This window comes from Variovorax sp. AC194 (genome assembly GCF_979257995.1).
Genome location: NZ_OZ409823.1, coordinates 740,900 through 752,989, shown reverse-complemented (window position 1 = coordinate 752,989; position 12,090 = coordinate 740,900). Strand labels below are relative to the sequence as shown.

Sequence of the window (12,090 nt, the reverse complement as noted above, 5' to 3'; positions counted from 1 at the left end):
GGGCAAGCTCAAGCGCGCCATCAATCTAGGCTTCATCGGGCTGAACAAGAAAGACGGCGGCTTCTACGATGAAGATCTGCGCGGCAAAGTCGGCCTCAGACTCAAGGACAACAAGCTCGTGTACCGGGTGTGGGACTACGACGCGGCAGGCAAGGCCAGCTTGGCAGCCATCGGCTGGGACACCAGGTTCGCCTCGGCCATGCGCGAAGAGCCATTGGACCTCGCGCAACTGGCTTTTGGATTGCTTGACGGCACGGTGCGCTGGAAGCGTGAAGAGGATTTCTTCAAGGCCTTCGACTTCGACCCGCTGGCCAGGCGGGCGCACCCCGATTCGGTCGCCAAATAAAGAGTTGCGGCCTCGCATGAACGCGATGAAGCAAGAACACTTCAATCCACGTACTGTGGTACTTGCGTTGTTCGGCATGCTGCTCTCGAGTCAAGTCATTGCGCAACCGCTCAAGACCATTCGCACCGAGTGCCTCGGCTATCAATCCATCGATGTCCCCGGCAACATCGAATACGCCACTCTGCCGCCCAACATGTCGCCTGCAAATGGAGGAGGCTATGGATTCGACACCGGCGTTGGTGTCTGGAAAACGTACCAACTGGTAGACAGTGAGGGTGTATTCGACGCGGATGAAAGCTCCAGATCGATTCATACCTCCAGCCTAAATAGCGCCGCAGGCCTCCAATCGCAACTGCTGGAACTCAATAGAAAACGACAGCAGCAAAAAGACATCGTGCTTGCTCATGCTGAGATGCTCGCACGACACGGCGATATGGATCCCGGAGGAAAACTCAGGCAGGCGGACTTGGATGAGGCGGCTGCCTTCCGCTTTTATCAGCCGTACAACGGCGGAAATTCATTCGGATTCATCAATGGTTCCGGCAAATTCAACTTTTCCACGTTGGTGGGTGATCACGTGGTGTCCGCCAGCAGAAAACTCGAAGGCACGCCAGAGCAAACCATCGCCAACTTCCTGAGGTTCTATCGCGCACGCATACCATTCGCGGTTCCGGCCGAACCCGGTGTTTGCCTACCCTATGGTTTCATGACCGGCGAGAAGAAGCCCGCCTATGTCGCCGCATCTTTCCGACTTGCCGACAGGCCCGACATCGTGGTGTACCTGAGCGACCGCGACGCTTCAAGCGAGGACAGCATCGATCCCGAGAAGTTCGTCAACGAAGCCGTGCAGCAAGGCTACTTTTACGGTGCCAAGCTCACAGAGCCATTGGACGGCCGTGTGCGCCCGTTTCATTCCATCACGGTCGACGGGCGAAAAGGGCTTGGCGGCGTGGCCCTCATCACTCGCAGCGTTCTCAGTGGGCCGCCAATTCACAACGAGACCAACAAGAACCAGGATTGGGGCTATCTGGCTTACATACCTGGCGACAAGAACGCACCGCCCGGGACTTCGTCCAATCTCATCTTCAAGGTCGAGCGTTTCGGCCGCTTTGCAAAAACGCCGATGACCGAGAGCGAGTTTCGAGAGCTCGCCAAGAGCATCGCGCAAAGCATCAAGCGCAGGCCGGGCGCGTGGCGCGCGCCCTGATTGCGCGGCGTGTCGAAAACGGCGCCGCGATCTGCTCACCCCCGCGTCGCGTTCTCCTTCATCTTCGCCAACGCAATCGCCAACACCGCCCCACCCAGCGTCTTCACCAACCCCGAGTGCTGCGCATAGAACCGGCTCACCTCGTCGATCACCCCCGCATGCTGCTCTTCCGCATGCGCGGCGATCTCCGTCACCTGCGCGGGTGACAGCTGCGAGGCCTGCTCCGGCGTGAGTTGCGTCTGGCCGGGCTGCAGCATCCGCCCGAGCACCCCGCCCGCCAGCATCGATGCCGCGGCCGGGCCCAGCGTTGCCAGGATCTGGTTGAGCACGCCGGCCTGCTGCATCGGCGAAGACTGGCCGAACAGGCGCCCTACCGTGTCGCCGAACGGCGGCGTCTGGTCCGAGCGCATCGCCGCTGCGAGCCCCGCGCCGATCGCGTCGGGCGAGGCGTGTTGCGCGACCTGGTCCACATGCGCACTTGCATCGCCGCCGATGGCTTCTTGAAGAATGTCGAGCAGTCCCATGTCGGAGCTCCTTCCTGGGTATAGAAGAAACGCCGATCCTCGGCCTGCACCCCTGAGCGGTGGCTGACCGACGGACTGACTGACTGAATGAATGGCTGCGCCCCGGCCGTCGCGCACGGCTCACCGGCTGCGAGGCTTCTTCGCTATCCTGCCGTCTGGCCAAGACGAAGGATTCGATTTTGCAAACGCACCCCGCCATTCAAGCCGCGATGGAACGCGATTTCGGCGCCATTGCCGACCTGGTTCGCCTCCACGCCCAGCACGCGCCCGATCGCCCCGCGCTCGCGGAAGCGCGATCCGCGCAATCCGCACTGAACTACGGCGCGCTCGACGCGCTGATGGACCGCATCGCCGCCAGCCTGCAGCGCGACGGCCTCAAGGCCGGCGACGCCATCGCGGTCTGCGCCACGTCGTCGGTGAACTACGCGGCGGTGTTCCTCGGCGCATTGCGCGCGGGCATCGCCGTCGCGCCGCTCGCGCCCGGCTCCACGCCCGCGAGCCTGGCCCGCATGATCCAGGACGCCGATGCGCGCATCCTCTTCACCGATGCCTCGGCGGCCGACGTGGTCGGTCCCGCGAAGGAAGGCGGCATTGCGCGCGTCGCGCTCGACGGCTGTTCGGCGGGGCGCGACTTCGCCGCCTGGCTCGCACCGGTCGGCGCCCGGCCCGAGGCCGTCGAGGTGCAGCCCTCGTGGGCCTTCAACATCATCTATTCCTCGGGCACCACCGGCGAGCCCAAGGGCATCGTGCAGGGGCATGGCATGCGCTGGTCGCACGTGCAGCGCGGCGCCAAGTACGAATACAACGCCGACACGGTCACGCTGCTGTCGACGCCGCTCTATTCCAACACCACGCTGGTGGTGTTCTTCCCCACCATCGCCTTCGGCGGCTGCGTGGTGCTGATGCCCAAGTTCGACGCCGCTGGCTACCTGCAGCTGGCCGAGCAGCGCCGCGTGACGCACACGATGCTGGTGCCGGTGCAGTACCAGCGGCTGATGGCGCACCCGCGCTTCGATGCGCACGACCTCGCCTCGTTCCAGTTCAAGTTCAGCACCAGCGCGCCGTTCAGCGCCGCGCTCAAGGCCGATGTATTGAAGCGCTGGCCCGGCGGGCTGATCGAGTTCTACGGCATGACCGAAGGCGGCGGCACCTGCATCCTGGAAGCGCACCTGCACCCGACCAAGCTGCACACGGTGGGCCAGCCCGCGCCGGGCAGCGACATCCGCCTGATCGACGAGGAAGGCAACGAGCTGCCGCGCGGCGACACCGAGGTGGCCGGCGAAGTGGTGGGCCACTCGGCCGGCATGATGACCGGCTACCACCGCCAGCCCGCGAAGACGCGCGAGGCCGAGTGGTTCGACGCCACGGGCAAGCGCTTCATCCGCACGGGCGACGTGGGGCGCTTCGATGCCGAGGGCTTTCTCACGCTGTTCGATCGCAAGAAGGACATGATCATCAGCGGCGGTTTCAACATCTACCCGAGCGACCTGGAGGCCGTGGTGCGCGGCCATGCGGCGGTGGCCGATGTAGCGGTGGTGGGCGTGCCCTCCGAGCAATGGGGCGAGACGCCGGTGGCCTTCGTGGTGCGCCGCGACGGCGATGCCACCACCGAAGACGCGCTGCTGCAATGGACCAACGAGCAGTTGGGCAAGACGCAGCGCCTGGCGCGCCTGCACTTCATCGACGAGCTGCCGCGCAGCGCGATCGGCAAGGTGCTCAAGCGCGAGTTGCGTGACCTTGTCGGCCGCTGAAGCCAAAGCGGCGTCGCCGTCCGAGGAACAGGGCGGCGGCAACGGCCTCTTGTGGGTGCTGGTCGCCGTCGCGGTGCTGTTCGCGTTCCTGCGCCCGCGCGCGCCGATGGCGTGGCTTCAGCTGGTCGACTGGCAGACGGTCGGCGCGCTCGCCGGCCTGCTGGCCATCACGCAAGGCGTGGAGAAGAGCGGCATGTTGCAGGCCGCAGCGCAGCGGCTGCTCGCGCGCACGCACAACCAGCGCAGCCTGGCGATGCTGCTGACGGCGAGCGCGGCGCTGCTCTCCGCGCTGGTGACCAACGACGTGAGCCTGTTTCTCCTGGTGCCGCTCACGCGCGTGCTCGCCAATCAGGCGCACCTGCCGCTCGCGCGGCTCGTGGTGCTGGAGGCGCTGGCGGTGAATGCAGGCTCGGCCCTCACGCCGATCGGCAATCCGCAGAACCTTTATCTGTGGCACCGCTCGGGCGAGAGCTTCTTCGCGTTCATGGGGATGATGGGGCCGACGGTGGCGGTGATGCTGTTCTGGCTCTTCGTCGCGGTGTGGCTGCTGGTGCCGCGCACGCCCATCGCGCTCAAGCCCGCGGCCGAGGCGGCGCCGGTGCAGCCGCGCCTCCTGGCGCTGGCGGGGGTGCTCTTCGTCGGCTTCGTGGTCGCGCTCGACCGGCACTGGCTGCTGGCCGGGCTGGGCGTGGTGTTCGGCGTGTTGCTGGTGACGTACCCGCGCGTGCTGCGCGGCATCGACTGGGCGCTGCTCGCGATCATCGCGCTCATGTTCGTGGACCTGCGCCAGCTGGCCGAGCTGCCCACCATCACCGCGCTGCTCGGTCATTGGCCGATCACCGAGGGATGGCGCGCCTATCTCGCGGCCATCGTCACTTCGCAGTTCATCAGCAACGTGCCGGCTGCCATCCTTCTGGACGGCCACGTGCGCGACCTGCCCGCGCTGGCGGCGGGGGTGAGCGTGGGCGGCTTCGGCTGCGTGCTGGGCTCGCTGGCCAACCTGATCGCGCTGCGGCTCGCGAAGCTGCCGAACGGGCTGCGCGAGTTCCATCGCGTCAGCATTCCATTCCTGCTGGTGTGCGCGGCCTCGGCGCTGCTGCTGCGTCTCGCGTGACGGGCGGACCATCGCGCTTTCCCGCCATGCACGCATCCGCCACCCACACCCTCTCCTTGCGCGACTACGGCACGTCGCGCGGCAGCCATGCGCACGATCACTTCCAGGTGCTGATCGGCCTGGATGGCGTGCTCGACATCGAAGTCGAAGGCCGGGGCGCGGGCATCGGTGTCGGCCAGGCGCAGGTGGTCGCGCCGGGCGACCGCCACGACTTCGCGGCGCGCGGCCAGGGCAGCGTGTGCCTGGTGCTCGACACCACGCACGCGCCATGGGCCCGCTGCGCCGAGCGCGCACCGGCCGACGCGCCGCAGCTGCACGCGCTGGCGCGCTACCTGGCGCATTGCATGAAGCAGCCGCAGCATGCGGCGCTTGCCCTGCAGCACGGTCCCGCGCTGCTGCTGGAAGCGTGGAGTCCCGTGCACTCGCCGTTGACGGACACGCGCCGCCGCCGCATCGACTGGCAGGCGCTCGCGGCGTGGGCCGGTGCGCGGTGGCACGAGCCGCTGGGCGTTGCCGATCTCGCCGAGGTCGCCTGCCTGAGCCCCAGCCAGTTCGCGCAGCGCTGCCGCGAGGAGCAAGGCACGAGCGCGATGCAGTGGCTGCGCGGGCTGCGGCTGGCGCATGCGCGCGAACTGCGGCTGGACGGCGTGAGCGTCGCGGAAACGGCGCGCCGCACGGGCTACCGCTCGCCCTCGGCGCTCACCGCTGCGCTGCGCCGCCGGAACGCCTGACAAGACCGTCGCCGCGCGACGACGGGCCGGCGTTGCGCGACGACGCCATCGCGTAGGCTCGCCGCCCATGTCTTCCACCGTCTACGCCCTGCTCGCCATCGCGCTGTGGACCAGCCTTGCCTCGCTCGGCACGGCGCTGTCGCACCTGCCGCCCTTCCTGCTCACGGGGCTTGCGCTGATCATCGGCAGCGTGCCCAGCTGGCCGCTGGTGCTGCGCGACCGCCGCGCGTGGAAGGTGCCGCCGCGCACGCTGGCCCTGGGCATCTACGGCCTCTTCGGTTATCACTTCCTGCTGTTCATCGCGCTGCGGTATGCGCCGCCGGTCGAGGCCAATCTCGTCAATTACCTTTGGCCGCTGCTCATGGTGGTGCTGGCGCCGGTGTTGCTGCCGCGCATGTCGCTGCGGCCGTTGCACGTGATCGCGGCGCTGCTGGGGTTCGCGGGCGCGGCGATGGCGATCCTCGGGGCGCGCGGCGTTGCGGCGCCGGCCGCGGGGACGACTGCCACCTATTGGGGCTTCGTGCCCGCGGCGGGCTCGGCCTTCATCTGGGCGAGCTATTCGCTGTGGACGAAGCGGGTGCCGGCGTTTCCGACCTCGGCGATCGGCCTCTTCGGGCTGGTTTCGGGCGCCTTGGCGCTGGTCTGTCACGCCCTGCTCGAACCCGCGGTCGCGCTGTCGGCCCGCGACTGGCTGCTGCTCGCGCTCTGCGGCCTCGGCCCGCTGGGCGCGGCCTTCTTCCTCTGGGACATGGCGCTCAAGCGCGGCGATGCGCGGCAGATCGGCATCCTGAGCTACATCACGCCGCTCGCCTCGACGGCACTGCTGCTGACCGTGACGGGCCGCCCACTCACCTGGAGCATCGCGCTCGCGGCCGGGCTGATCATCGCGGCGGCCATCATGGGCACTCGTGCACGCTAACGGCGATAAGGGCGCCGAGGGCGCGAATCACGCCCATGTCCGACGGATCGGCGCGCATTTTCTGGCTAGAGTGGAGGCTCAGAAAAAGGAGCCGAACCCATGGACGACAAGAACAAGAACGACGACTTCGAAATCACGCCCAAGCTGGTGTTCGACCTGAACCTGGCGCTGTACCTGGACCTGGTGGCCGCGCTCGAGGGCGCCGGCGCCATCACCTACCGTCAGATGGCGGCCCGGGTGCTCAACATCAGCATGGACGCCCGCGCCGATGGCGAGGCGGGCCTCTCGACGGTGCTGGAGGGCATCGCCAAGGGCTTCGCGGGCCACGGCGACGGCCTCTCGATCGAACTGCTGAAGGCCGCGCGGGGCCTGCGCGATGACGACGCGCTGGGCGACATCCCGATGCGCCCCAGCGAATCCTGAGCCGCCCTCAGTCCTGGGCGACCTGCAGGACCAGCTTGCCGAAATTCTCCCCGGCGAACAGCTTGTTGAGCGATTCCGGGAAGGTGTCCAGGCCCTGCACGACGTCTTCCTTGCTCTTCATGCGGCCCTCCTTGAGGTATCCGGCGAGTTCCGCGATGGCGATGGGGTAGCGGTCGGCGTAGTCGAACACCACGATGCCTTCCATGCGCGCCCGGTTCACCAGCAGGCTCAGGTAGTTCTTCGGGCCGGCGCCCGGCATGCTGTTGGCGTTGTTGTACTGGCTGATCGCGCCGCAGATGATCACCCGGGCCTTGCGCGCGAGCCGCGCCAGCACCGCATCGAGGATCTCGCCGCCGACGTTGTCGAAGTAGATGTCCACGCCCTTCGGGCAATGCGTCTTCAGGCCTTCGCGCACCGCGCCGGCGCCGGCCTTGTAGTCGATGCAGGCGTCGAAGCCCAGCTCCTTGACCACCCAGTCGCACTTGGCCGCGCCGCCGGCAATGCCGATCACGCGGCAGCCCTTGATCTTGGCCAACTGGCCCACCGTCTGCCCCACGGCACCGGCCGCGCCGGAGACGACGACCGTCTCGCCCGCCTTGGGCTGGCCCACGTCCATCAGGCCGAAATAGCCGGTCATGCCCGGCATGCCCAGCACGTTGAGCCACTGCGTGATCGTGCCCACGCGCAGGTCGATCTTGACCAGGCCGTTGCGCTTGACCTGGTCTTCGGGGATGAGGATGTATTCCTGCACGCCCAGCGTGCCGTAGACCGTGTCGCCCACCGCGAACTGCGGGTTCTTGGAGGCGATGACCCGGCCGACGCCGCCCGCGCGCATCACCTCGTCGATGGCCACGGGCGCGATGTAGCTCTTGGCGTCGTTGAGCCAGCCGCGCATCGCGGGGTCCAGCGACAGCGACAGCGTCTTGACCAGCACCCCGCCTTCGGCCGGCTCGCCCACGGGCTCGGTGGTGAACTTCCAGTTCTCGCGCGTGGCCGTGCCCTCGGGGCGCTTGGCGAGGCGGACCTGGTGGTTGGTGATCGAGCTGCTCATGGTGTCTCCTTGATTGACCGACGCTGGCCTGGGAGGCGCATCGTAGCCGCGCACCCCGCGCCGCCTGGTAGCGCAGGCGACAGGGCGCACGCCAAGAAGAAATCCGGTTTTGCACCGCGCTATCGCGGGACTCGCGACATGAACTTGCCTCGGTCCATTCCGGGGGACACCGCGGAACCGGCTTCGCCGGGCCGCAGGTGTCGCCCCCTGAAAGGGGGTTGGCGAAGCGACACGAAGTGCGCGCAGCCTGGGGGTCAGCCTCGTCCTAGAGACGCACGACGATCTGCAGACCTGGATTGGCGTTGCGCACGGTCAGCGAGCCCCCATGTGCCTCGGCGACCAGCCGGCACAGGTACATGCCCAGGCCCACGCCGCCGGTGGCGCGCGCCCGGGCGCCGTCGGTGCGGTAGAAGGGCTCGGTCAGCCGCCCGAGCTGCGCCTCGTCGACACCGGGGCCGTGGTCGCGCACCTCGAGCTCGATGCCCTGCACCTGCCCGTCCAGCACCGCGCGCAGCGACACGCAGGGCGGCCGGGGCGCCTCGGTGCTGTAGCGCATGGCGTTGTCCAGCAGGTTGCGCACCAAGAGGCGGATGCGCATGCGGTCGATCGAATGCGGCGGCAGGCCTTCGGCCAGGTCCAGGTGCACCTTCTCGGCGCCGGGCATCTCGGCCACGGTCTGGCGCACGAGCGCCGCGAGGTCGACCGGCTCGCGCTGCAGCGCGGCGTGCGGGCTCGCGAGGCGCTCGCTCTCGAGCAGGTCGCTGATGAGGTCGCGCATCTCGTTCAGGTCGCGCAGCAGCGCCTCGCGCTCGGCCTGGCCCTCGGGCGTTGCAGGCAGCAACTCGGCGTTGAGGCGCGCGCGCGTGAGCGGCGAGCGCAGCTCGTGGCTGAGCGCCAGCAGCAGGCCGCGCTTGGCGTCGAGCATCGCCTGGATGTCGTCGGCCATGGTGTTGATGCGCTGCGCGAGGTCGCCCAGGTCGTCGTTGCGGCGCACCGGGATCGGCTCGGTGAACTCGCCCCGGCCAAAGCGCTGCGCGCCTTCGCGGATGTCGATCAGCGGCCGCAGCAGGCGGCTCACGTAGGCATAGCCCAGCAGCACGCACGACAGCAGCAGGCCGAGCGTGGCCCAGCCGGTCGCGCGCGGCGCGAGCTGCCAGAGCTTGGGCGCCCAGCCGAAGATCACGCGGTGGCCGTCAGCCGTCGGACGGATGAACCACTTCTCGCCGCCGAACACGTCTTCGCGGTCGTGCATCCACCCGCCGGGGCTGTTCGAGCCACCCGGGTTGGAGTCCCAGTTGACCGTGGGGCCGACGATGCGGATGGTGATCGGCAGCCGCGCCACCAGCGCCTGCGCGCGCGCCACGTCGGGCGGCGTGCCGATTTCGGCGACGAGCCGGTCGGCGTAGTCCACCAGCATCGGCTTGGCGGCCTCGGCCCAGCCGGTGGAAAAGGCCTTCTTCATGCCGCCCATGAAAACGCCGGCCATCACCAGCGCGAGCAGCACGAACATCATCACCAGGCGGATGCGCAGCGACCGGCGCCAGCGGCGCTTGCCCTGCACTTTTTCGTGCCACTGGGCGTGCCACTGCTTGCGCATTTCGGCGCGGCGGCAGGCCATCTCGCGCCACGCCTCGCGGTGGTCCCTGCTGCCGAACCTCATGCAGGCTCGCTGCGTGCAACGGCCAGCGCGTAGCCCGCGTTGCGCAGCGTCTTGATGCAGTCCAGCGGCTCCAGCTTCTTGCGCAGGCGGCTCACCACGATGTCGACCGCGCGCGTGTAGAGCTCGGCCTCGTGGCCGCGCAGGCGGTTCAGGATGTCGTCGCGGCTGAAGACCTTGCCCGGCTCGGCCGCCAGCAGCGCGAGCAGTTCGAACTCGGTGCCGGTGAGCTCGATGCGCTCGCCCTGGCGCAGCACCTGGCGCCGGTCCAGGTCGATCGAGAGGCCGTCGAACACGCGCAGCTGGGTGACATTGCCATGACCATTGCTGTTCGCTGCGGCCGGCGTGGCGCGCTGGCGCCGCAGGATGGTCTGCACCCGCGCCACCAGTTCGCGCGGCTCGAAGGGCTTGGGCACGTAGTCGTCGGCGCCCAGTTCGAGGCCCACCACGCGGTCCATCACCTCGCCGCGGGCGGTGAGCATGACGATGGGGATGTCGCTTTCCTTGCGGATCTCGCGGCACAGCGCGAAGCCGTCCATCTCGGGCAGCATCACATCGAGGATGGCCGCGTCGTACTGGCCGGCGCGCAGCTTGGCCAGGCCCTCGCTCGGGCGCACGGCGCTCTCCAGCGTGCAGCCGAAGCGTGCGAAGTAGGTGGTCAGCGGCGCGGCGAGGTGTTCGTCGTCGTCGATCAGCAGGATGCGCGGCATGGCGGGATTGTGCCTCCTGGCAAACATGTGGCGAATGACTTCGCTGGCCATCAGACCGGTCGGCATCGCACCGCCACTGCCGGCTTCGGCATCGCTGCCCGGGCGCACGCAGCCGCCGCGAGGGTGTGGTTGCGCATCGTCACCATGGATCGGCGCGGCCGATGCGGCCCAGGTGCGTGAGGCCGAAACCCGTGGCGTACTTCAGGCCGTAGCCCAGGGCGCGGTCCAGCCCGATGTGGGTGAACCAGATCAGCGCGCCGGCCACGGCCCACGGCATCGCCGCGAGCACGCCGAGCACGAGCAGCGCGACGGGGCCGATGTACGAATGCGCCGCGTTGTAGAGCGCCGCGCCCACGCGCGGGCCCGCGAGGTAGCCGAGCAGCGACAGGTCGGGCACGAGCAGCCAGAGCGCGAACACGCCCCAGCCGAGGCCGAACTGCGTGTAGGCGGCCAGCGCCGCGGCCAGCACGAACGCGCCTTCGAGCCGCAGCAGCGTGCGAACGCCGCCTGCGGCCGCGCTCGGCGCGTCAGCCGCGGGCGCGATGCGCGTCGCCCATGGCACGGCGGCCGGCGCACGCTGCGCTACGAGCCCGTGCGCGGAGACCGACTCAGCCACGGTGGCTCCAGCGGCGGCCGCCGCGGTCCATGAAGTCGCGGACCTTTTGCTGCTGGGCGGCGTTCAGGCTGTCGAAGAAATCGGCAGCGGCCGCGATGATTTCGGGACTGCCGTTGCGCACCGCCGTGGTCTTCTCGTCGATGAGGCGCGTGGCGCCGGCCTGGTCGAGCTTGTTGCCCGCGAACAGCGCTTTGAACTGCGAGCGCGGATCGCCCGAGCCGCCCGCGCCGCGCATGGCTTCACGCTGCGCCTGCAGCTTCTCGGCGAGCGCGGTGAGCTTCTGCTTTTGCGAAGCGTCGAGCTCGAGCTTGCTGCCCACGCGCTCGACCATCTTGCTGCGAAATTCGGCGCTGTCGCCGCCCCAGCCGTGGCGTTGACCTGCACAGCCGGCGATGCTGCCGGCCACCATCGCCGCGCCGGCGAAACCGAAGAGAGTGCGCTTGATCCAGTGTTTCATTGGAGATCCTTGTGTTGTCTGAGGAAGAGGAAACTCGATGGTGCGATTCGCGCGCTCCGAAGTCTTCTCACCGCGGTTTCGGTGTGTTTCGTTTGATTGCGACGGGCGAGGCAACAACGCGAGACGGGGTCGCCTTGTCGCTCAGAGCTTGCTGCTGTTGCTGCGCGCGGCTTCGGCGCGTGCGTCGACGGGGTTCTGCATGGTCGAGATGACCTTGCTGTTCACGCGCGAGCCGGAGGACACGTTCTGGTCGGGCGCTGCGGCGGTGCGCACGGCTTCGGCCACGACGCGGGCGCGGTCGGTCGACGCGGCCATGGTTTCGGCGCCGCGCGAGCCGCGCACGACGTTCTGGTTCGGGGCCGATGCGGTGTTCACGGCTTCCGCGCTGACCTCGGCGCGGCTCTTGGCCGACACGGCCGACTGCACGCCGTTGTAGCTCTCGGCCTTGGCGCCGGCCGCGGCGAGCATGACGAACGAGCCGACGGTGATGACTTGGGTCAGGGAGAGGGACTTCATGATGCAGGCCTTTCAGGGGTTGTTGAGGAGCCCTGATCGTGCTTGTGCAGGCGCGGCAAGTCCTTTCG

14 protein-coding genes are annotated in these 12,090 nt (G+C 68.4%); 7 read left to right on the top strand and 7 right to left on the bottom strand.

The window, feature by feature from the left end; all coding sequences use genetic code 11:
- The first annotated feature begins 127 nt into the window (after nucleotides 1-127).
- Both ACZYRS_RS03670 and ACZYRS_RS03665 read left to right on the top strand, forming a co-directional pair.
- Nucleotides 128-346: a hypothetical protein gene (locus tag ACZYRS_RS03670; RefSeq protein ID WP_463418154.1), complete on the top strand. Its 219-nt coding sequence runs from the start codon at nucleotides 128-130 to the stop codon at nucleotides 344-346.
- 16 nt (nucleotides 347-362) lie between these two features.
- Entirely contained in the window at nucleotides 363-1,553 is a 1,191-nt protein-coding gene (locus ACZYRS_RS03665; RefSeq protein WP_463418153.1) for a hypothetical protein, read from the top strand.
- Between the two features lie 35 nt (nucleotides 1,554-1,588).
- On the opposite strand, the gene ACZYRS_RS03660 is transcribed toward ACZYRS_RS03665, so the two are convergent.
- The gene (locus ACZYRS_RS03660) at nucleotides 1,589-2,077 is read right to left on the bottom strand and encodes a hypothetical protein (RefSeq protein ID WP_463418152.1); all 489 of its coding nucleotides are present in this window, start codon (nucleotides 2,075-2,077) and stop codon (nucleotides 1,589-1,591) included.
- A 209-nt stretch (nucleotides 2,078-2,286) separates the two neighbouring features.
- Between ACZYRS_RS03660 and ACZYRS_RS03655 the strand changes: the two genes are divergently transcribed.
- The 5 genes from ACZYRS_RS03655 to ACZYRS_RS03635 all read left to right on the top strand — a co-directional run bounded on the left by ACZYRS_RS03655 (nucleotide 2,287) and on the right by ACZYRS_RS03635 (nucleotide 7,015).
- A complete protein-coding gene (locus ACZYRS_RS03655; protein WP_463418151.1) occupies nucleotides 2,287-3,828 on the top strand; it encodes a class I adenylate-forming enzyme family protein in 1,542 nt (513 codons plus the stop codon).
- A complete protein-coding gene (locus ACZYRS_RS03650; protein ID WP_463418150.1) occupies nucleotides 3,809-4,942 on the top strand; it encodes an SLC13 family permease in 1,134 nt (377 codons plus the stop codon). Before ACZYRS_RS03655 ends, ACZYRS_RS03650 begins: the two co-directional genes overlap by 20 nt.
- A 26-nt stretch (nucleotides 4,943-4,968) precedes the next feature.
- Complete coding sequence (locus ACZYRS_RS03645) at nucleotides 4,969-5,673, top strand: AraC family transcriptional regulator (RefSeq protein ID WP_463418149.1); 705 nt, start codon at nucleotides 4,969-4,971, stop codon at nucleotides 5,671-5,673.
- A 67-nt stretch (nucleotides 5,674-5,740) separates the two neighbouring features.
- Complete coding sequence (locus tag ACZYRS_RS03640; protein WP_463418148.1) at nucleotides 5,741-6,592, top strand: DMT family transporter; 852 nt, start codon at nucleotides 5,741-5,743, stop codon at nucleotides 6,590-6,592.
- A gap of 99 nt (nucleotides 6,593-6,691) precedes the next feature.
- Nucleotides 6,692-7,015: a hypothetical protein gene (locus ACZYRS_RS03635; RefSeq protein ID WP_198789533.1), complete on the top strand. Its 324-nt coding sequence runs from the start codon at nucleotides 6,692-6,694 to the stop codon at nucleotides 7,013-7,015.
- A 7-nt stretch (nucleotides 7,016-7,022) separates the two neighbouring features.
- Here the strand turns inward: ACZYRS_RS03635 and ACZYRS_RS03630 are convergent, their stop codons facing one another.
- The 6 genes from ACZYRS_RS03630 to ACZYRS_RS03605 all read right to left on the bottom strand — a co-directional run bounded on the left by ACZYRS_RS03630 (nucleotide 7,023) and on the right by ACZYRS_RS03605 (nucleotide 12,022).
- Nucleotides 7,023-8,066 carry an NADP-dependent oxidoreductase gene (locus ACZYRS_RS03630; RefSeq protein ID WP_463418147.1) on the bottom strand — a complete coding sequence of 348 codons (1,044 nt, stop codon included), beginning with the start codon at nucleotides 8,064-8,066 and terminating at the stop codon, nucleotides 7,023-7,025.
- Between the two features lie 265 nt (nucleotides 8,067-8,331).
- Complete coding sequence (locus ACZYRS_RS03625; RefSeq protein ID WP_463418146.1) at nucleotides 8,332-9,726, bottom strand: HAMP domain-containing sensor histidine kinase; 1,395 nt, start codon at nucleotides 9,724-9,726, stop codon at nucleotides 8,332-8,334.
- The gene (locus ACZYRS_RS03620) at nucleotides 9,723-10,433 is read right to left on the bottom strand and encodes a response regulator transcription factor (RefSeq protein ID WP_463418145.1); all 711 of its coding nucleotides are present in this window, start codon (nucleotides 10,431-10,433) and stop codon (nucleotides 9,723-9,725) included. Before ACZYRS_RS03620 ends, ACZYRS_RS03625 begins: the two co-directional genes overlap by 4 nt.
- A 139-nt stretch (nucleotides 10,434-10,572) precedes the next feature.
- Nucleotides 10,573-11,049, bottom strand: a complete 477-nt coding sequence (locus tag ACZYRS_RS03615; RefSeq protein ID WP_463418144.1) for a DUF4260 domain-containing protein — start codon at nucleotides 11,047-11,049, stop codon at nucleotides 10,573-10,575.
- Nucleotides 11,042-11,506, bottom strand: a complete 465-nt coding sequence (locus ACZYRS_RS03610; protein ID WP_198789530.1) for a Spy/CpxP family protein refolding chaperone — start codon at nucleotides 11,504-11,506, stop codon at nucleotides 11,042-11,044. The genes ACZYRS_RS03615 and ACZYRS_RS03610 overlap by 8 nt, the downstream gene beginning before the upstream one ends.
- A 141-nt stretch (nucleotides 11,507-11,647) precedes the next feature.
- Entirely contained in the window at nucleotides 11,648-12,022 is a 375-nt protein-coding gene (locus ACZYRS_RS03605; RefSeq protein ID WP_198789529.1) for a DUF4148 domain-containing protein, read from the bottom strand.
- Nucleotides 12,023-12,090 lie beyond the last annotated feature (68 nt).